This window comes from Mycobacterium sp. URHD0025, assembly GCF_000426065.1.
Classification (GTDB): Bacteria; Actinomycetota; Actinomycetes; order Mycobacteriales; family Mycobacteriaceae; genus Mycobacterium.
In genome coordinates this window covers 70,172-92,205 of sequence record NZ_AUEQ01000001.1, presented here as the reverse complement: position 1 = coordinate 92,205, position 22,034 = coordinate 70,172, and the positions used below count along the sequence as shown (strand labels likewise).

The window sequence follows — 22,034 nt, the reverse complement described above, 5'->3', positions numbered from 1 at the left end:
TCAGCGCTCCTCTTGAGCCCAGCGGGTGAACGGGGACGTGACCGATGCGACCAGCAGGTCACACAGCGCGCCGACGATGCCCAGGACGATCAGGCAGAAGATCAGCCGGTCGGCCTGAGAGAACAGCTGTGCCTGCGAGATCCGGTATCCGATACCCGCCGTGGTTCCGGTCATCTCGGCCACCACGATGAGCACGAATGCCATCGCCGCGCCCACGCGCAGACCTGACGCGATGTCGGGGGCAGCTTCGGGCAACACCACTTTCGACAGCGTCTGCCACCGGCCGGCTCCCAGGCAGCGCGCAGCCTTCAGGTAGTCGACCGGCGTGCTGGCCAACCCGGTGTGGCTGTTGATCCACACCGGGACGAAGACGCCGAGCGCGATGACCAGCGTCTTGCTGTTCTCGCCCAAGCCGAGCCACAGGATCGCCAGCGGGACGAGACCGATCGTCGGGATGGGGGAGAACACCCGTAGCACCGGCTGCAGCAGATTGCGCCCGGCCGACGTGGTTGCGGTGAAGACCGCGACGACGATGCCGATCGCGGCACCGATCGCGAAACCGACTGCTGCCCTGCGCAAACTGGCGAGAACGTCATCGGCCAACAGGCCTTCGGTCCACAGGGTCTGCCCCGCGGCCAGGATCTCGGGCACGCTGGGGAACAGCTGCCGCGGGAACCGTCCGGTCGCCACCATCGCCGACCACAGCGCCGCGGCGATGCCCAGCCCCGCCAGCGTCCAACCGAGTACACGCAACCGGCCGAACACCGATCGCACCAGGGCGGGGCCCGGACGACAGGCCACGCTCGGTGCGGGTGCGCGGGCCGCCAAACCGGCTGTCATGGCACACGTTCCGGGTTGTGTCCTACTGGATGAAGTGAGGAGCGTGACGTGCCCTCGGGTACCCAATCGAACGGGACGGCCTGCGAGCGGTACACCAGCGCAGTCCGGGTGAGCCGGTCGACCCCGGGCACCCTCGTCTGCTTGACCTCGGGTTCGCCGGCGACACCGTAGCCTTCATACGGGCTGTGGTACTCCCACACCACGTCACCGTCGGGGGTGGTCTGGAACAACCGGCCCTGCATGCCCTCGGTGATCAAGGTGTTGCCATTGGGTAGCCGCTGGGCATTGCTGACGAAGGAACTGAAGAAGGTCCAAGAGGCGAGACCGGAATCTTCAGCGGTGTACTGCCATACGATTTCTTTTGTGACCGGGTCGATTTCGAGGATCCGCGAGCCGGCGTAGATGCCCAGCGGTGCGGCCGGGTACCCGGCGCCACCTTGGTTGTCGAACACCAGTATGTTGCCAGCGCCGGGAAGGCCCGGGGCGATCATGTGAGGGTTGTGCTGACCGGAGGTCTGATCGACCGGGCGCGGCACCTTGTGCACGTTGATCCGCTGATGCTGGGAACCGAACTCGGCCTCGTGGTAGGGGCCCAGTTTCCAGGCGATCCTTCCGGACGACTTGTCGATCAGCGCGACGATGTTGGCCTTACGGAAGCTGACCAGGATGTTGTCGGGGTGAAAGACGGAGTCCGGATCGTCGACGTACCACCGATTGGGCCCGAGGCTCTTGGCGCTGTTCATCTCCAGATAACCCCAGGGATCATCGGGGTCGCGAGCGACGGTCTGACGCAGGGCATCCCAACCGGCCTCGGAGAATCCGAACTCATCGAGATGATCGCCGGCCAGCCACTGCCAGACGATCTCGCCCCCCGGTGTGACTTCGTAGAGTCCCTGATCGCCGACTGTGTGCCGGCCGAGGGCGGGCACCACGCGGGGAACGGTCACCAAGATCAGGCGATTCCCGTTGGGCAGCAGTTCCCAGTCGTGGTTCTGCCGAGCTGCGCCGTCAGGTGCCTGCGTGCCCCATTCCCAGACGATCTCGCCGTCCCAGTCGAGCTGGCCGACGGTGCCGTTGGCGTAGATGCCGCCGCGGGCGTCATCGCTGTCGGACAGCTGTACCCCGACGTCGCCGACGCGCCCGTCGTTGAGCGCGGGATCCAGAATGCGGGGCGGCACACCGGCATACGGCCACTCGTGCACCACGGTGCCGTTGAGGTCGATCACCCGGGTGACTCCGTCGGCGCCGGTGAACAGGACATAGCTGTCATGGACAAGCTCGGGATCGAGGTAAGTGACTCCACTGAGACGTACAAATGCCATGTCAGTTACTCCACCAATTTCCGGTTACAGCCATGGGTCCTCCTCGTTACGGTTCTAATCGATTAGCGTAAGCAAGCGAAGCTGAGGCGGAACCGTCACAATCGGGGTGATTCAAACTCTTATGAGCGGTCGTCGACGAGCGGAGGGTCCACGCGTTGTGAGTGTGAAACGTCCGACCCTGGCAGACGTCGCCGGCCGCGCCGGCACCTCGACGGCGGTGGTGAGCTACGTGCTCAACAACGGGCCGCGGCCGGTATCAGATCTGTTGCGGGCCAAGGTGCTCCGCGCGATCGACGAGTTGAACTACCGGCCCGATGGTCGGGCCAGGGCACTGCGTCGGCCGCGTCGCTGGCGGCAGATCGGCCTGTTGGTTCCCGATCTCACACTTCCGTTGTTCGGTCAGTTCGTGGGACGCATCGAGGTCGAAGCCCGAGCGCGCGATCACCTGACCCTGATCGGCAACACCGGATACGACCCAGAGCGGGAACTCGAATTCGCCACCGCGTTCACCGAGGTCGGCGTCGACGGCCTACTGGTGGTCGGTGCGGCGAACGCACCGGAAACGGCGAAACTCTGCCGGCAGGAACGTATTCCGGTGGTGTGGATGCACAACATCCGCGGTGAGGTCGAGGCCGACATCGTCGGCGTGGATCACGTCCGTGCCGGCGAACTTCTCGCCCGGCACCTGCTCGACACCCACGGTTGCCGCGACGTGGCCTTCGTCGGCGGTTTCACCGAGGCCGACGTCCGTCTCGGCGATCGGGAAACGGTGCAGCAGCGTTTCGAGGGCGTCGTCTCCGTGGTCGGTGGCGACATTCCGCTCATCCGGACCGATCTCACGCCGGCCGGAGCCTATGCGGCGGTCGCGGAGTATCTGCTTGGCGGACAATCCACCCCGCGGGCGTTCGTGGTGGGCACCTACGGCCAGTCGGCGGCCACCATCCGGGCGATCGCCGATGCGGGCCTGCGGATCCCGCAGGACATTCGGGTGGTCGGCTTCGACGGTGCCGTGACCGACTACGGACGGCTCCGGCTCACCACCGTGCAGCAACCCGTCGATGCCCTGGCCCGTCAGGCGCTCGGCCGTCTGCTCGGAGATGCGCCGGCTGCCGAGATTCTGGACCCGTCGCTGCGGATCGGCGATACCTGCGGGTGCAGCGACCGGCCGCAACGCGTCCCAAGCGAGTAACATCCGTCACATAACTCAATACGTCGATGACGCATTGTGGGAGAACCTCCGTTCCGGAGGCGCCGTAGGAGCAAATCCTCCCCGGGAATCTCTCAGGCCCAATACCGCAGTGTCGAGGCAACTCTGGAGAACAGTGCGACCCGTGTACGTCGCGCTTACCGAAGGTGAAAGGCGCGCCGCGCCAAAACTCTCAGGTTTCAGGACAGAGCGGGGAGGTGTCACCACACGACGCATCCGTAACTGGATGCCCGGAGACTGGAGCGCCTCATGACCAGCGTGTTCGACCTGTTCTCGGTGGGTATCGGCCCGTCGAGCTCGCACACCGTGGGCCCCATGCGGGCGGCCGGCATGTTCGCCGACGAACTCGTCGGCCGCGGCGCGCTCGATGACGTCGTCGAGGTCAGGGTGGATCTGTTCGGCTCGCTCGCGGCGACCGGTGCGGGGCACGGCACGATGCCGGCGATTTTGTTGGGTCTCGAGGGCTGCCGGCCCGAGACGATCGAGACCGACGAGATGGAACGGCGCCTCGAGGCCATCCGAGCCGAGGCCGCGATCCGGTTGGCCGGCCGGGTCGCCATCGCGCTGACCGAGTCCGACATGCACCTGCAACCGGACCGCCGGCTGGCCCAGCACCCGAATGCCATGACGTTGACCGCGTTGTCGGCCGGTGGCGACATCGTCTACCGCGAGACCTATTTCTCGGTCGGCGGTGGATTCGTCGTCACCGAAACCGAACTGGCGCGGCACGCAGCGGCGGAATCGGAGTCGCCCGGATCCTTCCGTTCGGCCGCCGACCTGCTGGCACTCACCGAGCGGGAGGGGCTGTCGGTCAGCCAGGCGATGATGCGTCAGGAGTGTCTGTCTCGAGACGAAGCCGAGGTGCGCGAACGCCTCCTGCAGATCCGCGATGTCATGGTGGCTTGCCAGACCAACGGAATGTCGCGGGACGGATATCTGCCGGGCAACCTGAGGGTCCGGCGTCGCGCCAGGGACTGGTTCGTGCGCCTCGACGCCGAGGACCCGCAGCGCGATCCGGCTTTCGCCGAGGACTGGGTGAACCTGATCGCGCTCGCGGTCAACGAGGAGAACGCGTCGGGCGGCCGGATCGTGACCGCGCCGACCAACGGTGCGGCCGGGATCATCCCGGCGGTCCTGCACTACGCGTTGCATTACACGCCTGCCGGAAAGGCCGACCCGGACGACACCGCCATCCGCTTCCTGCTGACGGCCGGGGCCATCGGTTCGCTGTACAAGGAGCGGGCCTCCATCTCGGGTGCCGAGGTCGGCTGTCAGGGCGAGGTCGGCTCCGCCGCATCGATGGCCGCGGGTGCGCTGGCCGAAATCCTCGGCGGCACACCGCAACAGGTCGAGAACGCCGCCGAGATCGCCATGGAGCACAGCCTCGGCCTCACGTGCGATCCGATCGGCGGGCTGGTGCAGATTCCGTGCATCGAACGCAACGCGATCTCGGCGGGCAAGGCGATCAACGCGGCCCGGATGGCACTGCGGGGTGACGGCACCCACCGCGTGAGCCTCGATCAGGTCATCGAGACGATGCGGGCCACGGGCATGGACATGAGCGCCAAGTACAAGGAGACCTCAACCGGCGGGCTGGCGGTCAACGTCCCCGTCAACGTCGTCGAATGTTAGTGATGCAGCAGGGCGCGCAGCGCGACGGCCGCGGGTTCGTTGCCGAAGTGCTCGACGACCTGCACCTGGATTTCGCCGACGACGCCGCCGAGGATCGCGCCGACCGCGATCATGGTCGGTTCGTCGTCCTTGAAGACCGGCCGCAGGATCGACTCGTACTCCTCGTTGGTGAGTTGACCCATCTTGTCGATGATGGTCTGTTCGAGGTCCAGCGCATTCATGGCGTAGTCCTGGGCCTCGACCAGCGTGGTGGGAAGGCGCTCCAGCACTATCTTCACCATGTTGTCCTTGAGGGCGTTGTATCGCCGGGTTCCGACGGCGAACTTCACCAGCGGGGTGGCGATGCCGGTCTGCGCGTCGATGGCCGCAGCGACTTCCTTGCCGACCAACGCGAACAGCTTGTCGGAGCCCGGGCCTCGTAACACGCCGTCGAACAGGATCTCCGGTGAGAACAGATCCTCGGCCAGGATGCGCGCGTAGTCCTTGGTGATCTCCTCGCGTTCGGCGTGCAGCAATCCCTGGAACGGGATGAAACCGAGGTACTTCGTGGGCCTCACGGGCCGGAACAGCATGTTGAGCGCGATGTAGTCACTGATCAAACCGACCCCGAACCCGAAAGCCGGCATGATCCACGGGTTCTGGAACAGCGCCCACGCGACCATCTGGACCACGCCGATCACGAGTCCGAAGTAGATGCCGCTGCGACGGACGAAGGCCATCGCGTTGTCGCCGAGTCCGCGCATCAGCTTGTTGAGCTTGTCCTTGTTGCGGACCAGTGTCGTGACGGCCAGGTACTGGATGTCGACGAACCGGTTGAGGTCCGACCGCATCTCGGCGAGCATCTTCTCCACGACTATCGAGGTCTGGTCGTGGATACGCGACATGATCGCCTTGCGCGCGGCGTCGGGCAGCGAATCCCAGAGCCCGGGGCGGATCTGCTCGGCGATGTCGCGGGAAATCTCGTCGACTGCCTGGGTCAGAGGTTCGCGCAGGGCATCGACGGCCTCTCTGGCGTCGACCTTCTCCAGCAGCTCCTCAGGCCTCAGGAGCTTCTGAGTGAGCAGCTCGATGGTCTTGGACCCGACCTTGCCCGCACGGCGAGGCACGATGCCCTGCCAGCCGATCAGGCCGATGCCCTTGAACTCCATCGGCCGGTACAGCATCTCGAGCGCGACGATCTTGGTGCTCCACCCGACGAAGGCGGCGACGAACGGCATGGACAGATAGATCAGCCAATTGACGCCGAAATCCGCCTTGATCTCCTGCCAGGTCTGGATCGCGAGGAATGTCTCGGCTGTTGTCATGCGCGATCCGCCTTCGGCTTCTCGCTGCTGCCCATGCGGTTACGTACCGTCCCGCTGGACCGCAGCCTCCCACAGACCGCGACCCAGGCCCGACAGCGTGAGGGTCAGCTTCTCCACCCGGGCGGTGAGCGGCCCGCGCGAGGCGCTCTTGACGGCCTTCAAGACCATGGGCTCGGCCATGAGCACCTCGTAGTCCGCCTTCTGCGACGGATCCTCGGGGCCGGTCTCGACCAGTCCCAGGGACAGCAGATGACCGACGTACTGCGGGACCATGGCCGGCAACGCCACGTTGGCGGTGCGGCCGATCAGGCATGCGTTCTCCAGGACGGCCTGTCCCGGGGTCCGGGCGCGTGTCCAGGTGTAGACGTTGACCAGTGGCGAGGCCGCGCCCTCCGACAGCGCGCCGATGATCCGGGCTTCGTCGGCGACCAACTGATCGAGGAGGCGGTGGTAGAGCTCGACCTGGCTGCCGGTGGTGCTCTGGTCCAGGGCGCGGTCCAACAAGCGGTCCATCTTGGTGTTCAGTGAGTGGGCGGTCGGCTCCTCCGGCGTGGCCGTCGGTACCGGCCGCGGTGTCGATTCGATGGCCTCCAACCGGTTCTTCACCAGGGTGGCCAGTTGTTCCTCGCCCCAGGCGGCCAGCTTCATGCTCGTCTTCGCGGCGTCGAGTGCGCGATCGGCGATACCGAACGGGTCGTACCGCTTCGGCAGGAGCGGCCGGGGATTGCGCGGGGTGCGGATGGCGATGGCGATGTCGCCGACCGGGGTGGCCCATCGGAACGCCCGGCGCTGGTATCCGTGCTTGGCGGGCTTGTCCTCGGGCACGTTCGGTTCGGGCCTGGTTATCTCGTCTGCCATCGCCGGTCGATCCCCCTCAAGTGGCTGTTCGCGCCCCGGGGGCGACGGTGTGAGCCGATGTCGAGCCGTGGCCGAGCCCGGCCGGCGGCATCTGATTATGGGGCACGGTACCCGGCCTGGGCAGAGGCGAGTACCGACGGTGAAACCGTCCTCGAAGAAACCGCTGCGCCGGGAACAAATCCGCCGAAGCCCCCGTTGACCACATCGACAGCAAGTTGAGTGACAGTGACTCAAGTCTGGGTTGACAACCTATGCTCGCCCGGAGCAAGCTTGAGCGCAGTCCGCTCAGACCCCGATATCTATCAGGAGGCAACACCATGGCTCGTGCGGTCGGCATCGACCTCGGGACCACCAACTCATGCGTCGCGGTTCTGGAGGGTGGCGACCCCGTCGTCGTCGCGAACTCCGAGGGCTCCCGGACCACCCCGTCGGTTGTCGCATTCGCGCGCAACGGCGAGGTGCTGGTCGGCCAGCCCGCCAAGAACCAGGCCGTGACCAACGTCGACCGGACCATCCGTTCGGTCAAGCGTCACATCGGCAGCGACTGGACCGTCGAGATCGACGGCAAGAACTACACCGCGCAGGAGATCAGCGCGCGTGTGCTGCAGAAACTGAAGCGTGACGCCGAGGCCTACCTCGGTGAGGACATCACCGACGCGGTCATCACCGTGCCCGCGTACTTCAACGACGCCCAGCGTCAGGCCACCAAGGAAGCCGGTCAGATCGCCGGCCTCAACGTGCTGCGCATCGTCAACGAGCCGACCGCGGCCGCTCTGGCCTACGGCCTGGACAAGGGCAGCAAGGAACAGACCATCCTGGTCTTCGACCTCGGTGGCGGCACGTTCGACGTCTCGCTGCTGGAGATCGGCGACGGTGTCGTCGAGGTGCGTGCCACCTCCGGTGACAACCACCTCGGTGGCGACGACTGGGACGACCGGATCGTCGAGTGGCTGGTCGACAAGTTCAAGTCCACCAGCGGCATCGACCTGACCAAGGACAAGATGGCGATGCAGCGGCTGCGTGAAGCCGCCGAGAAGGCCAAGATCGAACTCTCGAGCTCGCAGAGCACCTCGATCAACCTGCCCTACATCACCGTCGACGCCGACAAGAACCCGCTGTTCCTCGACGAGCAGTTGACCCGCGCCGAGTTCCAGAAGATCACCCAGGACCTGCTGGACCGCACCCGTCAGCCGTTCCAGTCGGTGATCAAGGACGCCGGCATCTCGGTTTCCGAGATCGACCACGTCGTGCTGGTCGGCGGCTCGACCCGGATGCCCGCTGTCACCGAACTGGTCAAGGAACTGACCGGTGGCAAGGAGCCCAACAAGGGTGTCAACCCGGACGAGGTTGTCGCCGTGGGCGCCGCGCTGCAGGCCGGTGTGCTCAAGGGCGAGGTGAAAGACGTTCTGCTGCTTGACGTCACCCCGCTGTCCCTCGGAATCGAGACCAAGGGCGGCGTGATGACCAAGCTGATCGAACGCAACACCACCATCCCGACCAAGCGGTCGGAGACCTTCACCACCGCCGACGACAACCAGCCGTCGGTGCAGATCCAGGTCTTCCAGGGTGAGCGCGAAATCGCTTCGCACAACAAGCTGCTCGGCTCCTTCGAGCTGACCGGCATCCCGCCGGCCCCCCGCGGCGTGCCGCAGATCGAGGTCACCTTCGACATCGACGCCAACGGCATCGTGCACGTCACCGCCAAGGACAAGGGCACCGGCAAGGAAAACACGATCAAGATCCAGGAAGGCTCCGGCCTTTCCAAGGAAGAGATCGACCGGATGATCAAGGACGCCGAGGCGCACGCCGACGAGGACCGCAAGCGTCGCGAAGAGGCCGACGTTCGCAACCAGGCCGAGTCGCTGGTCTACCAGACGGAGAAGTTCGTCAAGGAGCAGCGCGAAGCCGAGGGCGGATCGAAGGTTCCCGAGGACACCTTGACCAAGGTCGACGCCGCGATCGCGACGGCCAAGTCGGCGCTGGAAGGCTCCGACATCTCAGCGATCAAGGACGCCATGGAGAAGCTCGGTGTCGAGTCGCAGGGCCTGGGCCAAGCGATCTACGAAGCCACCCAGGCTGAGCAGGCCGCCGGTGGATCCGACGGAGCTGCCGGCTCGTCCAGCGCGGACGACAATGTGGTGGACGCCGAGGTTGTCGACGATGACCAGGAGACCAAGTGAGCGAGAACGATACGCACGAGCCGGTGACCATCACCGACAAACGGCGCATCGATCCCGACACCGGTGAGGTTCGTGAGCAGGCGCCGGCCCCTGGTGGGCCGGCGTCGGCCGCCTCCGAAGCCGGAGAGTCGGCGAGCGATAGCGACGAGGTCGCCGAGCTCAAGGCCACGCTGCAACGCGTGAAGGCCGAATACGACAACTACCGCAAGCGGGCACTGCGCGATCAGCAGGTCACCGCCGAGCGGGCCAAGTCCGGCGTCATCACCCAGTTGCTGGGTGTGCTCGACGACCTGGACCGTGCTCGCAGCCACGGTGACCTGGAATCCGGACCGCTCAAGTCGGTTGCCGACAAGCTGGTCAGCGCCCTTGAAGGACAGGGCCTTTCCTCATTCGGCTCCGAGGGTGACGAGTTCGACCCGTCACTGCACGAGGCCGTGCAGCACGAGGGCGAGGGCACCCATCCCGTTGTCGGGACCGTGATGCGCCGTGGCTACAAAATTGGTGACCAGGTGGTCCGGCACGCCCTCGTCGGTGTGGTCGACACGGTGCCCGAGGCCGCAGACGGTACTGATTCCCCGTCGGGGACAGCGGATAACGCTGACGCCGCCGGTGATCAGGCCGCAGAATCAGACAACTAGACAATCCAACTAGAGAGAAGAGGTAAGGAGGTGGCGCATGGCCCAACGCGAGTGGGTCGAGAAGGACTTCTACAAGGAGCTCGGCGTCTCCTCTGACGCCAGCGCCGACGAGATCAAGAAGGCCTACCGGAAACTGGCCTCCGAACTGCATCCCGACCGCAATCCCGATGCGGGAGCGGCGGAGCGGTTCAAGGCCGTTTCCGAGGCCAACAGTGTTCTGTCGGACCCCGCGAAGCGCAAGGAGTATGACGAGACCCGCCGGCTGTTCGCCGGGGGTGGGCGTCGGTTCAACCCGGGCGGGAACTTCAGTGGCGGATTCGGTTCCGACGGAGCCGAATTCAACCTGGGTGACCTGTTCGACGCGGCCGGCCAGAGCGGCGGCGCAAACATCGGTGACCTCTTCGGAGGGCTGTTCGGGCGCGGTGCACAACCGCGTCCGAGCCGGCCACGCCGGGGCAATGACCTGGAAACCGAAACCGAGCTGTCCTTCTTGGAAGCCACCAAGGGCGTGGCCATGCCGCTGCGGCTGACCAGCCCGGCACCCTGCACCAACTGCCACGGCAGCGGTGCACGGCCGGGCACCAGCCCCAAGGTGTGCCCGAACTGCAATGGCTCGGGTGTGGTCAACCGCAACCAGGGCGCGTTCGGATTCTCCGAACCCTGCACCGAATGTCGGGGCAGCGGCTCGATCATCGAGCATCCCTGTGCCGAATGTCAGGGCACCGGCGTCACCACCCGGACCCGCACGATCAACGTGCGGATTCCACCCGGCGTCGAGGACGGTCAGCGCATCAGGCTGGCCGGCCAGGGCGAGGCCGGGCTACGGGGTGCGCCGTCGGGCGACCTCTACGTCACCGTGCATGTGCGTCCCGACAAGGTATTCGGGCGTGACGGCGACGACCTGACGGTCAGCGTTCCGGTCAGCTTCCACGAATTGGCCCTGGGAACAACGCTTTCCGTTCCCACCCTGGACGGTAAGGTCGGCGTGCGCGTGCCCAAGGGCACCTCCGACGGCCGGATCCTGAGGGTGCGCGGTCGCGGGGTGCCCAAACGCTCCGGCGGGCACGGTGACCTGCTGGTCACGGTGAAGGTCGCGGTGCCGCCGAACCTGGAAGGTGAAGCGGCAGAGGCGCTGGAGGCCTATGCGAAAGCCGAACGGGCCAGCGGTTTCGATCCGCGGGCCGGATGGGCAGGCAACATATGAGCCAGCGGAAAGAGGAAGCTCGCACGTTTTTGATCTCGGTGGCCGCCGAGCTGGCCGGTATGCACGCGCAGACCTTGCGTACATACGACCGGCTCGGCCTGGTCAGCCCGCAGCGCAGTTCCGGCGGCGGGCGCCGCTATTCCGAGCGCGACGTCGACCTGCTCCGCGAGGTGCAGAGGTTGTCGCAGGACGAGGGTGTCAACCTCGCCGGCATCAAGCGCATCATCGAACTGACCAATCAGGTCGACGCGCTGCGGGCTCGGGTCTCCGAATTGACCCAGCAGGTCGAACAACTCAGCACCAACCAGCGTCACGATGTGTCGGTGGCCTCCAAAGCGGTGGTGCTGTGGCAGCCCGCGGCCCGGCGGCGGCATTCACAATAAGTTGCGATGTGTCGGCAAATTTTAGGTAGCGGCTTACGCTAGTTGCCCCCTCCGGTGCGGTAAACGATCACGGTGCACAGCATTGGTGCTATGCACAGCAGATCGGAGGCACGTGCGATGGAGGAAAGCGACAGGCGGACAGGTATCCCCAAGGAAGCCTGGGCCGCCATTGGCGTAGTCGGGGCCGCCGCGGTCACCGGTCTCGTGACAATCATCGTCAATCACAGCAGTAGCCCCGGCGGTTCGGCGAGCAGCGCCTCGTCGTCGTCGACATCTTCGATGCGCTCGGATCCTGTCGCCGCGATGATGGGCCGGTGGGAGGGCACGGCCAACAGCGAAGAGGGACGCGCCTTCGACATCACGCTGACCATCGACCGCGGATGCCATCTTGGCGAACGTTGTGGATCCATAGGGATTCCGAGCGTCCCCTGCTACGGTCAGGTGTTCTTGAGCCAGGCCGATGGCGATGAAGTCGAGTTCCGGGTGGCCAACTTCGATGCGCACAGTGATCTTCAGAAGTGCCAGGAGGGCGCGGGTGAGCGCTTCCGGGTGCTTTCCGACGGCAAATTGGGATACCGAACGACGTATCCGCCTGTGGCTGAAGGCGTTCTTGACCGCTCCTAGAGTCAAGTGAGTACCACAGGTCATAAATTGAAGTAGTCGCCTACGCGTGCCTGCCCGTGCCGTCCCCGCAACGATTCACATAGCCGCCCGCGCACTGCACCGGCAGCTTGTGTGGAGGCGGCTCGAATGTGGGGGAGGACATCATGGGTCACAACATTTCCCGGATCGTCGGAGTCGGCGTTGCGTTAGGTACCGCGAGTGCGGTTCTGCTCGCCACTGCCGCACCGGCACTGGCGGATCCGTCACCGGCGATGCACTGGGGTTCGGACACCCGAGCCAAATCTCAACCGCAATGCATGACAGATGCGGATTTTGCGATCCGTGAGACCGGACTGAGAGTGACATCCAACGGCAACGGATCCGTTTCCGGCGCAGGAGAACTCAACGGCACGGGGGTGTCGGTGCTCGTCACGTGCTTGTCGCTCGGCCCCCGAACCTGGATTCAGGTAGTGGGCGTGAGCCAGGACAGCGAGGCGGCCGGTCAAGCCAGGAACCGCGTGCGCACCATCACCATGGGGTCACCGAGCTAGCCCTAGCCGACTTTGATCGAAAACGTGGCTGTCTCCGGCGTTCCGGGCACCGCGAAACGGTAGTTTCCCCGCCGCAACGCATCGGTGGGCGCGGCCATCGGCTCGATGCCCACCACGTTGTCGGAGAGCGGAGCGAACAGCTGCGCGGCGGGGTAACCCGCGTCGAAGGCGACCTCCACCCGGCGGCTTCCGCCCGACAGCGTGAACACCGCACCGACGTCGACGGCATCGAATCCGTCGTCGAGTTCGGTGGTACCCAGTTGTCTCGACCCACCCGGCCAGTCCTCGGATTCGCCGGTGGGCAGGCCGCGGTCATCCACGAACAGATGCCGCATATCGGGCGTCCGTAACTGCCAATCCTCGAGCGGCACATCAGGAATCGTCAGATATGGGTGGTAGCCGTAACACAGCGGCACCGGTTGCTCGGAGGTCGCCGCCACCGTGGTGGCGACGGTCAGGGTGCGGTCGGCCAGCGTCACCGCCATGGTCAAGCGATGCGGGAACGGAAACGTCACCAGCAGCCGCGGGTCGTTGTCCCAGCCCAGCGATGCCGTCAACGCGTTCTCGGTGTGTTCGATCACCTGCCAGTCCGGATTGGCGGCCAGCGCACCGTGCATCGGTGACCCGTACGCGTCGCCGCGCACCCCGTTGACCCCGGGTGCCACATTCACGATGGTGTCGCCCACGCGATACCCGTTGGCGCTCAGGCGATTTGCCCACGGGTAGAGGATCGGGATGCCCATCGTCTTGCCGTCGGTCAGGTAGGCCTGCAGTCCGCGGCGCTGGCCGAGGTATTCGACGACGTCGTCGGCCAGCGAGGTGCAGATCATTCCCGCAGTGGGGACGTAGGTGGCCGTCAGCGACGACGACGGATCATGCAGGGTGACTGGGTGAACCGCGGCCATGGCGCCAGTCTGGCATCCTCAGCGCGTCAGCGGGTCGTGCTGGATGCGTTCGGCCGGTGCTCCCCGCTCGACCAGCGCGGCTTTGGTGGCGGTGACCATGTCCGGGCCACCACAGATCAGGATCTGCCGATCGCCCCAGTTGCCGTACCTGGTCACGACTTCGGCCAGGGTGCCCTTTTGGCGTACGTGCAGGCCGCGCGGTGGCTGGACGTCGGGATACTGACCGGCCCAGGGCGGATCGGTGCTGTACTCGGACACCGGGGTGACCGACAGCCACGGGTTGGTCGAGGCGATGTGCCACAGCGTTTTCAGGTCGTACAGATCACAGGGGTAGCGGCCGCCGAAGAACAGGTGCACGCGCGGATTCTCACCGTGCAAGGTCATGTCCATGATGATGTTTCGCAGCGGGGCCAGACCCGTGCTGCCCGCCACCATCAGCACATCCTCACCGTCGCGGTCGACGTGCAACCCGCCGTGCGGGCTGGACATCCGCCAGCGGTCCCCGATCTTGGTCTCGGCGACGATGGCGGTGCTCACCATGCCGCCCGGCACCGATCGGACGTGGAATTCGATGCCCCCGGAGCGGTCGGACGGAACCGCCGGGCTCAGGTAGCGCCACCGGCGCGGCCATTGCGGCACCTGGACGGTGACGTACTGGCCGGGGTGGTAGAACAGCGCCTGGTCGAGTTGTAGCCGGATCACCGAGACGTCGCGGGTGACGCGGTGGTGTTCGATGACGGTGCCGTCGCAATAGGCCGGGGAATCCTCGGCGTCGGCCGCCCCCCGCATCACCCCGATGATCAGGGCCACTGCGTCACGGGTGGCCTCGGCCAACCGGTCGTCCCATTCAGACTCGAGGTGGCTGTGCAACGAGTTGTACAGGGCGTCCTGCATGGAGTCGTAATGGCTCTGCGTCACACCGTATTTGCGGTGGTCTCGGCCGAGCTGAGCCAGGAACGCCACCGGCTCCTCGGCGCGCTGCGCGATCAGCTCCCCGAACAGCCAGGTCAGAGCGCGGGCGAACACATCGCGCTGGCTGGTCATGTCGGGCGGGAAAAGATCGCGCGCCGAGAGGTCGGTGGCGAACCACTGGGTGTAGAAGTTGCGGATCAGCGTCGCGGAGCCCTGCTCGGGGTCGACGGCACTCTGCAGTGTCTGCAGCGCTTCACGGTCATCGAGTCCCACGGAGTCGCAGTCTAGGCGCGGGCCGTCCGGGCCGCCGCAAAGCCGCGATGATCACCAACGACAACCCGGCGAGGACCCAGCAACTGAGCACGATGAGCGCCAGGTCCGCGCCCGCGCCGCCGAAGTAGGCGGTGGATCGCAGCAGCGTGGCGGTGGCACCCTGCGGCAACAGTTGACCCAGCTGGCCCCAGCCGGCCGGCAACATCTCGGGTGCCGACGTCAAACCCGACAGCGGGTTGCCCAGCAGCAAGGCCAATGCGGCGCCCAGACCCAGGCCGGCCTTGCCGAACAGTGAGCCCAGGCCGAGCATGAACAGTCCCGCGGCGGCGATCCCCAGGGCCAGCCCTGCGGCGACGCCCCACAAGTTCGAGTCGATCGAGCCGAACACGTAGTAGAGCAGGGCCGCGACCGTAGTGCCGGCGAGTGCGGAGAACACGATGGTGGCGGTCAGGCGGGTCCACACCTCGCGTCGCAACAGCAGCACCAGTGCGACGGCCGGCAGCATCCCGGCCAGTGTGATCGGCAGGGCAGAAGCGGCGAGTCCGGTGCCGCGCGGATCTTGGCTGGTGGGTGGCGCGAGGTCTTCGGTGTGAAGGGCCATCCCGGAATGCGCGGCGATGCCGGTGCCGATCTGGGTGAGCAGTTGCGCGACGGCCGGGCTGCCTCCGGTGGCAGTCAGCAGGGTCGGCCCCTGCGGGCCGAACGCTATGCCGCCGTACACGTTTCGATTGAGGATCGCCTCACGCAGCGACTCCTCGCCGGGGTAGTAGGTCACGGCGAATGCGCCGGGGGCCTGCTGTTCGAGGCGTTCGGCGATCTGACTGGTGGCGGCCTGGGGTCCCGCGGCGCCGATCGGGACGTCGTGCGGTTTGGAGCGCGACGCGGGCAGGGCGAAGGCGATGGCCACGATGGCGATCGCGACGGTCAGCACGGTGACGATGCCCGCAGCGCGCAGAGCGGCGGGTGGTTGGTGTTCGGGCGCCGCGTGGTGGACGGGCGCGGGGGCTTGGGTCGAGAGCATCGTTCCCTCTTTTCATCCGACGTTGAATTAATCGGTTGATGTGAGGGTAACGCCGCTACGGGTATTTTTTCAACACCTATTGAAATGATAGTGTCGATGCATGGCTTCACCTGGGAAAACTGCCACGCGCCGCGGGCGCCGTCAGGGTGATCCGGTGTCCCGCGACGCAGTGCTGGCAGCGGCCAAGCAGCGCTTCGCGGCCGAGGGATATGAGAAGACGACGCTCCGCGCCATCGCCGCGGATGCGCACGTCGACGCGTCGATGGTGCTCTATCTGTTCGGCTCGAAAGCCGACCTGTTCCGCGAGTCGCTACGGCTGATTCTCGATCCCGATGTGTTGGTGGCGGCGCTGGAAGGGCCGCCCGAGGAGATCGGCGAACGCATGGTCCGCGTCTATCTGAAGATGTGGGAGTCTCCCGACACCGCAGCCAGCATGCGGGTCATGCTGCAGTCGGCAACATCGAATTCCGATGCGCACGTCGCATTTCGAACGTTCATGCAGGATTACGTGCTCGCCGCGGTGTCAGGCGTGCTGGGTGGTGGCGAGCAGGCCCGGTTGCGCGCCATGCTCGCCGCATCGAATCTGGTCGGTACCGCGATGCTGCGCTATGTCATGGCGGTGCCGCCGCTGGCGACACTCGACGGCGAAGAGGTGGTGCGGCTGCTGGCCCCGACGATCACCCGTTACCTCACCGCCGATGCGGCTGAGCTGGGCTTGCCCGAGTTGTAGGCGGTCAGTGCGCCCGGTCGGAGTGGCGGGCGATCAGTGCGAGCTCTGCCTCGCCGGCCTGCTCCGGGGTCGCGAACGGCATGTTTGTTCCGACGAAGTCTCGCGCTTCCTGGAAGTCCATCCCCTGCTCGACCATCATGTTGACCACGCCGACATGCACCACTGCCGTCGCCCGCTTGGCCGCGACGCCGGCCACGAACCGGATTTCGTCTGCCAACTGAGCCTCGGTCAGCCTGGTCACCTTCGGGTCCAGATCCACCTGGGCGACTGACCCGTTCAGGTACGCCGTGACGGTGACAGTGCCGGGCGGATTGATGGCCTGGACCACCGGGATCTGCTCTTCGTCTTCTTCGTCAGGCCGGCCGTCGAGGGCACCGAAGCCGTCGTCCTCGTGGTCCTCGACTTCGTCGTGATTGGCGTAGTCGTGGACCGCGTCCAAACCGGTGCCGTGGTCGTCGTGAACGTCCAGGCCGCCCTGGAAGTCCGGCAGCGCGTCGAGGTCGGACGCGTCTTCCTCGACCTGAGGTGCGCCGAAGTCGAACGCATCGAGGCCGTTGTCATCGGCGTCGTCCCAGTCGGAACCGTGAGGCGTCATGCGTTAGTCATACCTGTTCCGGCTCAGCCATCGAATAACTGGTCGGCATTGTCACCGTGGATGCATCTGCTTGCCGATGTCTGCTCCACCTTGAGTATCCGTCCGCTCATACTGTGTGGCGGAGATGTTCAGCTTCTCCGACATGTCCTGCGAGACGAATGCCATTGCTTCGCATGCCGCTGCGCGGGCATCGTTGGCAAAAGCCAGGGCCATGATGCTGGCAGTGCAGATCGTGCCGTGGTTCACCATCATGGAATCGGTGACGCCGTCGGTGATGGTCGCTCCGACCTTCATGTAGCCCGCCGCAGTGCGCTGTCGGTTGGACAGCTCGCGGACGTGGGGCGCAGTGACGCCGAGTGTGCCGTCAGACATCGATCGATCCCTCTCCAGTACCTGTCGACGTGCCACCGGAGGGGCTCCACGGGGCGGGAGTCGTGTTGCCGTCTGGTGGTGACATCGACCCTGGTGGCGCCCCGGCGGGCTTCGCGCCAGCGGCGGCCTCTCGGTAGGCGTTGGCGGCTTTCTGGAACTTCTGTGCATTGTCGGTCGCCAGGTATTGCATCGTCGCAATCGCGCCGAGCACCGGGGGCATCGCTATGCCGACCGCACTCACCTCGAACGCCATCTGTTGTGCCGGGCCGGTCGGTGGCGTCTTCCCGATCACAATCGCTATCGGGATGCAGACGGTGAGGTAGGTCGCCGCGACGTCGAGGACCATACGTGTCTTTTCAAGCTGACCCGCCTGGCCGGCGATGATGTCCTGTACTTCTGCGTCGATCTTGGCCATCTTCGCGGCGCGGTCCTGCTGCAGATCATTCTGGGCGGCGTAGGCATCCGATCCGCTGCCATGCCACTGCTCGGTGGGCGTCGCGCTCTTCAAAGTGTCCGCGATCGTGTTGAAGTGGTCGGCGCCCTTAGTGAACCGGTCGCCGGTCTCCGGATCGCCGATTCCGCACGTCAACTGGATCCCATTAAGGGCGAGGAGGGCTGCACTGAGGATCGGCGTCCCGAACCCTTTGATCGTTGGTTTCGGAGAACCGTAAGAGCTGAAGTTGGTGGGCGACTTCTTGAGCAAGTGTTCGGAGCCAAGCTCGCCGAACATGTGCAAGCCACCGATTAGGTCTGCGCCAAGACCGGCCTGGGCTACGGCCGCCTCGACCGGGTTCTCCTTATTCTTCGCTTCCCAGTGCTCAGAGGCACCCTTACCCGCGAACGCGACCTCGATGACCGATCGGGCGTGATCCAGCTTGCTCATTTGCCCCCTCTTCGTCTGCGACTTCGCAAGCCTAACAGCGGGTTTACGGGCTTCGGCGCATCAAATTGAGCACTTGCCACGGTGCCCGTCGATGCGACGTAGCTAGACTGCGGCAATGCTGGTTCCGGGGGAGATGTTCATCCCGCTGTCCGTACGCAGTTGGCCCGACACTCCAGAGGAAGCGTTGGCTCGCTTCGTCGCGATAGGCCTCTTGATGTCCGTGATTCTCGTGGCTGCGAGCGGGCTCTGGTGGTGGTTCTATACGAACCGGCCGAATGCCTACTGGCGGCGTTTGGAGCAGGAATCGGCACAGTTCCGTGCCCGCTGGCCCGCTGACCGGCTGGATAGCGCGCCCTACGGTGAGTTGGACAAGGAAGCGCAACGGTGTTGGCTGATGCTTCTCCTGCTCGAGGAGGGCAAACTGGTGGTTCCCAATAGCCAGGAGCGCGCCAAAGAGATTGCCGCCGTGCGACATTGGACAGGCGCAGTGGTGGCTGCGTTGAACGCAGCCATCGTGCGCGACCGGCAGGCAGCCATTGCTGAAGGGTTCAGATGACATGGGCACCGAATTCGACCTTGGCACCTTCATTGAGGGGTCCATTCCCTATGTGATTGTCGGGCTAGTAGCGACGATCGGAAGTGCGGCCGCGGTCCTTGCAGCCGATTGGAACGGCACAAAGGTGTGCTATCGGACCCTCGCACGGTTATATACGCACTCGTCGGCATTCTGGGCGCGCTGGCCGGGCGATCGCCTCTGGGTGGCGCCGTACGAGGAGCTGGCCGCTGAAGCGGACAGGTGCAATGAGCTCATCGGATATGTGGGCGAAAAGCGAATGAGACTGCCTGTGAGGCGGCATGCGAGGAAGCGGGCCGAATCCGTACATGCTGAGTTCCGTCAGCAGATCGAACGCGAAGAAGCCATGTACCAGACCATGCTCGTCACCGTCCACAGCGCGATGAACTACGCGATCTCTCAGGGCCGTGGCCCGCAGCAGCAGTCCTACCGCGCCTGAATTCAGTTTCCCTCGAAGTGATTGTGGCCCAAAGTATCCACGAAGGTCGGTCCCTGCTGACCCAGCTCACTCAGATATTCACCTGACCAGGTGCCGAAGGGCTTGTGCGCCAGGTATTCATTGCGGAACCGGTCATCTTCGGACACCTCGGAAACACAGAACGAGGGAATCGCCAGATCGACCACGGGTCCGCCACGCTCAACTTCGGAGAGCAACAGCGGTGCATTTCGCCCGAGGAACTGATCGATGATCCAGCCGTCCTCGCCCAGCCACATCGAATAGCGGACCTTGGCGATCACGAATTCGGACCGGCTCACGATCTGCGCCGCAATCAGTGGATCGAGCTCCCGTTCGGCTTCATAGCGGGTGCCCCCGATGGCGGGACCTTTGGCTGTCATAGTTCCCAACGATCCGTCGCCCAATGTCTCCACGAGCTGGGCGGGAGTCGCGTTCAATTCAGCGGGCGCCGGTCCCTGGACGCGGACGCGCACCGCGTAGCCATCGGAGGCGAACAGATATGCCTGGACGATCAGCGCTGGTGCAGGATCCGATGCTGCCACTGCGGGCAATTCGCGGACAAAGAACTTCCGCTCGAATTCGAAATCACCGAAACCGGATTCGGACATGCGCATACCGTAGCCCGATCTGTGCCGAAAAGCCTGACCTACAGGCCGTGAATTCCCTTGTAGAGCACGAGGAGACCGATCACCACGAGAATGGCCGCGACCAACACGGCATGCCGGCGTTCCATCCATTCCTTGAGCCGGGCGAGCATGGGATCGAGCCGATCACCCGACACTGCATACGCGAGGATCGGCAATGCGACCGTCGACGCGGCGGCGGCAACGAAGTAGAGCCCTGCCGCCCAGACCCCCGGCTGGCCGAGACCGGCGCTGCCGATCGCCAAACCTGCTGCCGCGCAGATGAACAGCACCTTGGGGTTGACCACGGTGAGCGCCAGGCCGGCGGCGCCTGCCCGGGCCGGCGAGAGGCTGCTCAGGCTGGCCATCCACTTGGGGCTGTGCTCGGATTTCGCCCGGGTGAGATAGCGGTACACGCCGAAGACGATCAATGCGGCACCGACCACGATGCGCAACCACGATGCCCACTTCGGAGGCTCGTCGAGGTGGCCGAACAAGCCGGACACGCCGACGAAGATCGCGGTCAGCGCGGTCAGGCCGATCAGCCATCCGGCGAGGAACGCCAGGCCGGCCGGCCGGGGGCGCGGCGTGTGCAGCACCAGCACCGCCGGAATGATCGACAGTGGCGACAGGGCCACCACCATGGCAAGCGGGATGAGGTCGGCAAGAACCGAACCCCAGCTCTCGGTCATCGGCGCCCTCTCGTTGCATTACTCAATGCGGTGTCCGAGCAAAACCTAGCAACGTTCACCACCGTCCGGAGGTGATGTCCTCGACAGCGTCGGCGGCATGTTGCGGCCCGCCGTGGGCGTGGATCTCCGCGCGGATGGTGTCGAGGTTCAACCGGACCCGTGGGTCGTTCGCGATCCCGAGTACCGCGTCGCGGATGTCTTCCACGCTGGGCAGGCGATCGGGCAGGTGACGGCCGACCCCGATGGTCTCCAGGCGTGCGGCATTGGCCGGCTGATCGACGGCCTGTGGGATCGCCACCATCGGGACGCCGAACCACAAGCCCTCGGTGCACGAACCCATGCCGGCGTGGGTGATGAAGCATTGGGCCTGTCGCAGCACGGCCGGCTGGGGAACGGACTTTCGCACCTGGACCCAGGACGGGACCGCGCCCACGTCGGCGCGCCCGCACGCCAACACCAGCCGCCAGCCCAGCCCGTCCAGTGCGTCGATCGCGTTGCGGTACACGTCGGCCCGTTCGGTATAGGCGGTGCCGAAGGCCAGCAGCGCCAGTGGGCCGCCGCCGGCCGGCGGGGTCCAGTCGCCGGCATCCTCGCGCCGCGGGTCGATGCACGGGCCGACGAACCGGTAGCGATCGCCGACCCGGTCGGAGTTGCGTTGCATGACCCGTGGGATCAGCACCAGACAGCGCGGCGGTACGCCGGTCACGCCGTCGAACGTCAACTCGGTCCCTGAATCGGTGAGCCACTCGTCGAACGCTTGGCGATAGGCCAGTCCGCCTGGGCTGTTGAGGATCGGGTCCAGGATCTCGGCCATGTCCTCGTGATAGCCCTCCCAGGCCACCTCGCTCGGGGAGAGTTGGGCCGACGGCACGCCCCAGCGCGCGGCGGCGACCGGGCCGGCCAAGCCGCCGATGTCGTAGAGAACGACGTCCGGGCGGTCGTTGTCCAGGGCGGCATGGACCTGAGGCAGGACGTGCACCGCTTCGTCGAGGAACATCCGCATGCCGGCCGCCGGGTCGGAGTCGTCGAACGTTTCCGGTGCGCCCGGTGCCCCCGGCAGCACCGAGGTGCAGGCGATCACGTCGGCCCCGGTCGCGGCCACCAGATCGGCCAGATGTCCACCCACCAGGTAGCTGACCCGGTGGCCGCGGCGTACCAGTTCGTGAACCACGGCCAGATGCGGGTACATATGGCTGGGAGCGGATGCGGCGACGACGGCGACGTGGGAGGGGGTGCGCACTCAGCCGATTGTGCCCGCAGGAAAATTTTCAAAGT

The 22,034-nt window shown here is 65.6% G+C and carries 24 protein-coding genes and 1 riboswitch; of the genes, 11 read left to right on the top strand and 13 right to left on the bottom strand.

All coding sequences use genetic code 11. From position 1 onward, the window contains the following. Positions 1-840, bottom strand: a complete 840-nt coding sequence (locus tag H977_RS0100480; RefSeq protein ID WP_029106017.1) for an ABC transporter permease — start codon at positions 838-840, stop codon at positions 1-3. Further along, complete coding sequence (locus H977_RS0100475; protein WP_029106016.1) at positions 837-2,162, bottom strand: aryl-sulfate sulfotransferase; 1,326 nt, start codon at positions 2,160-2,162, stop codon at positions 837-839. The genes H977_RS0100480 and H977_RS0100475 overlap by 4 nt, the downstream gene beginning before the upstream one ends. Before the next feature lie 157 nt (positions 2,163-2,319). Between H977_RS0100475 and H977_RS0100470 the strand changes: the two genes are divergently transcribed. Beyond that, positions 2,320-3,351, top strand: a complete 1,032-nt coding sequence (locus H977_RS0100470; RefSeq protein ID WP_029106015.1) for a LacI family DNA-binding transcriptional regulator — start codon at positions 2,320-2,322, stop codon at positions 3,349-3,351. A 113-nt stretch (positions 3,352-3,464) separates the two neighbouring features. Continuing rightward, positions 3,465-3,567: riboswitch (glycine riboswitch) on the top strand. A 51-nt stretch (positions 3,568-3,618) separates the two neighbouring features. After that, positions 3,619-5,001 carry an L-serine ammonia-lyase gene (locus H977_RS0100465; protein ID WP_036474720.1) on the top strand — a complete coding sequence of 461 codons (1,383 nt, stop codon included), beginning with the start codon at positions 3,619-3,621 and terminating at the stop codon, positions 4,999-5,001. Here H977_RS0100465 and H977_RS32180 read toward each other — a convergent pair. Together H977_RS32180 and H977_RS0100455 are read right to left on the bottom strand one after the other, a co-directional pair. Beyond that, complete coding sequence (locus tag H977_RS32180) at positions 4,998-6,305, bottom strand: DUF445 domain-containing protein (RefSeq protein WP_036474718.1); 1,308 nt, start codon at positions 6,303-6,305, stop codon at positions 4,998-5,000. The genes H977_RS0100465 and H977_RS32180 overlap by 4 nt on opposite strands. Before the next feature lie 39 nt (positions 6,306-6,344). Next, a complete protein-coding gene (locus H977_RS0100455) occupies positions 6,345-7,163 on the bottom strand; it encodes an Abi-alpha family protein (RefSeq protein WP_196808143.1) in 819 nt (272 codons plus the stop codon). Between the two features lie 317 nt (positions 7,164-7,480). Between H977_RS0100455 and dnaK the strand changes: the two genes are divergently transcribed. The 6 genes from dnaK (at position 7,481) to H977_RS0100420 (ending at position 12,722) form a co-directional block, all read left to right on the top strand. Then, the gene (gene dnaK / locus H977_RS0100450; RefSeq protein WP_029106012.1) at positions 7,481-9,343 is read left to right on the top strand and encodes a molecular chaperone DnaK; all 1,863 of its coding nucleotides are present in this window, start codon (positions 7,481-7,483) and stop codon (positions 9,341-9,343) included. Next, entirely contained in the window at positions 9,340-9,981 is a 642-nt protein-coding gene (gene grpE, locus H977_RS0100445) for a nucleotide exchange factor GrpE (protein ID WP_029106011.1), read from the top strand. The genes dnaK and grpE overlap by 4 nt, the downstream gene beginning before the upstream one ends. A gap of 37 nt (positions 9,982-10,018) precedes the next feature. Then, entirely contained in the window at positions 10,019-11,185 is a 1,167-nt protein-coding gene (gene dnaJ / locus H977_RS0100440) for a molecular chaperone DnaJ (protein ID WP_029106010.1), read from the top strand. Next, positions 11,182-11,568 carry a heat shock protein transcriptional repressor HspR gene (locus H977_RS0100435; protein WP_036474716.1) on the top strand — a complete coding sequence of 129 codons (387 nt, stop codon included), beginning with the start codon at positions 11,182-11,184 and terminating at the stop codon, positions 11,566-11,568. Before dnaJ ends, H977_RS0100435 begins: the two co-directional genes overlap by 4 nt. 117 nt (positions 11,569-11,685) lie before the next feature. Next, positions 11,686-12,192, top strand: a complete 507-nt coding sequence (locus tag H977_RS35110) for a hypothetical protein (RefSeq protein ID WP_155946448.1) — start codon at positions 11,686-11,688, stop codon at positions 12,190-12,192. A gap of 143 nt (positions 12,193-12,335) precedes the next feature. Continuing rightward, positions 12,336-12,722 (top strand): hypothetical protein, encoded by a 387-nt coding sequence (locus tag H977_RS0100420; RefSeq protein WP_036474714.1) that lies wholly within the window; start codon positions 12,336-12,338, stop codon positions 12,720-12,722. Between the two features lie 2 nt (positions 12,723-12,724). Here H977_RS0100420 and H977_RS0100415 read toward each other — a convergent pair whose 3' ends face one another. The 3 genes from H977_RS0100415 to H977_RS32175 are packed head-to-tail and all read right to left on the bottom strand — an operon-like array spanning position 12,725 to position 15,833. Beyond that, positions 12,725-13,627, bottom strand: coding sequence for an aldose 1-epimerase (locus tag H977_RS0100415; RefSeq protein WP_029106006.1), 903 nt, complete (start codon positions 13,625-13,627; stop codon positions 12,725-12,727). 18 nt (positions 13,628-13,645) lie between these two features. Next, a complete protein-coding gene (locus H977_RS0100410; RefSeq protein WP_029106005.1) occupies positions 13,646-14,812 on the bottom strand; it encodes an FAD-binding oxidoreductase in 1,167 nt (388 codons plus the stop codon). Then, complete coding sequence (locus H977_RS32175; RefSeq protein WP_036474712.1) at positions 14,799-15,833, bottom strand: membrane protein; 1,035 nt, start codon at positions 15,831-15,833, stop codon at positions 14,799-14,801. The genes H977_RS0100410 and H977_RS32175 overlap by 14 nt, the downstream gene beginning before the upstream one ends. Positions 15,834-15,933: 100 nt before the next feature. Here H977_RS32175 and H977_RS0100400 point away from each other — a divergent pair, with 100 nt between their 5' ends. After that, positions 15,934-16,563: a TetR/AcrR family transcriptional regulator gene (locus H977_RS0100400; protein WP_051288484.1), complete on the top strand. Its 630-nt coding sequence runs from the start codon at positions 15,934-15,936 to the stop codon at positions 16,561-16,563. A gap of 4 nt (positions 16,564-16,567) precedes the next feature. Here H977_RS0100400 and H977_RS32170 read toward each other — a convergent pair whose 3' ends face one another. From H977_RS32170 to H977_RS35535, 3 genes are read right to left on the bottom strand one after another with little or no spacing between them, the layout of a single operon-like run. Continuing rightward, positions 16,568-17,158 (bottom strand): hypothetical protein, encoded by a 591-nt coding sequence (locus H977_RS32170; RefSeq protein WP_155946447.1) that lies wholly within the window; start codon positions 17,156-17,158, stop codon positions 16,568-16,570. 51 nt (positions 17,159-17,209) lie between these two features. Further along, positions 17,210-17,530, bottom strand: a complete 321-nt coding sequence (locus H977_RS0100390) for an ESX-1 secretion-associated protein (RefSeq protein WP_036474710.1) — start codon at positions 17,528-17,530, stop codon at positions 17,210-17,212. Continuing rightward, complete coding sequence (locus H977_RS35535; protein WP_029106002.1) at positions 17,523-18,413, bottom strand: EspA/EspE family type VII secretion system effector; 891 nt, start codon at positions 18,411-18,413, stop codon at positions 17,523-17,525. The genes H977_RS0100390 and H977_RS35535 overlap by 8 nt, the downstream gene beginning before the upstream one ends. Positions 18,414-18,528: 115 nt before the next feature. Between H977_RS35535 and H977_RS0100380 the strand changes: the two genes are divergently transcribed. Together H977_RS0100380 and H977_RS0100375 are read left to right on the top strand one after the other, a co-directional pair. Continuing rightward, positions 18,529-18,969 carry a hypothetical protein gene (locus H977_RS0100380; protein WP_029106001.1) on the top strand — a complete coding sequence of 147 codons (441 nt, stop codon included), beginning with the start codon at positions 18,529-18,531 and terminating at the stop codon, positions 18,967-18,969. 1 nt (position 18,970) lies between these two features. Next, positions 18,971-19,426, top strand: a complete 456-nt coding sequence (locus tag H977_RS0100375) for a hypothetical protein (RefSeq protein WP_029106000.1) — start codon at positions 18,971-18,973, stop codon at positions 19,424-19,426. A 2-nt stretch (positions 19,427-19,428) separates the two neighbouring features. Here the strand turns inward: H977_RS0100375 and H977_RS0100370 are convergent, their stop codons facing one another. Genes H977_RS0100370 through H977_RS0100360 form a run of 3 tightly spaced genes read right to left on the bottom strand, consistent with a single transcriptional unit; the run spans position 19,429 to position 21,999 of the window. Next, on the bottom strand, positions 19,429-20,052 hold the full coding sequence (locus H977_RS0100370) for a CYTH domain-containing protein (RefSeq protein WP_029105999.1): 624 nt from the start codon (positions 20,050-20,052) through the stop codon (positions 19,429-19,431). Between the two features lie 38 nt (positions 20,053-20,090). Further along, positions 20,091-20,759, bottom strand: a complete 669-nt coding sequence (locus H977_RS0100365) for a GAP family protein (RefSeq protein ID WP_029105998.1) — start codon at positions 20,757-20,759, stop codon at positions 20,091-20,093. Positions 20,760-20,814: 55 nt separating this feature from the next. Next, positions 20,815-21,999, bottom strand: coding sequence for a macrolide family glycosyltransferase (locus tag H977_RS0100360; protein ID WP_029105997.1), 1,185 nt, complete (start codon positions 21,997-21,999; stop codon positions 20,815-20,817). Positions 22,000-22,034 lie beyond the last annotated feature (35 nt).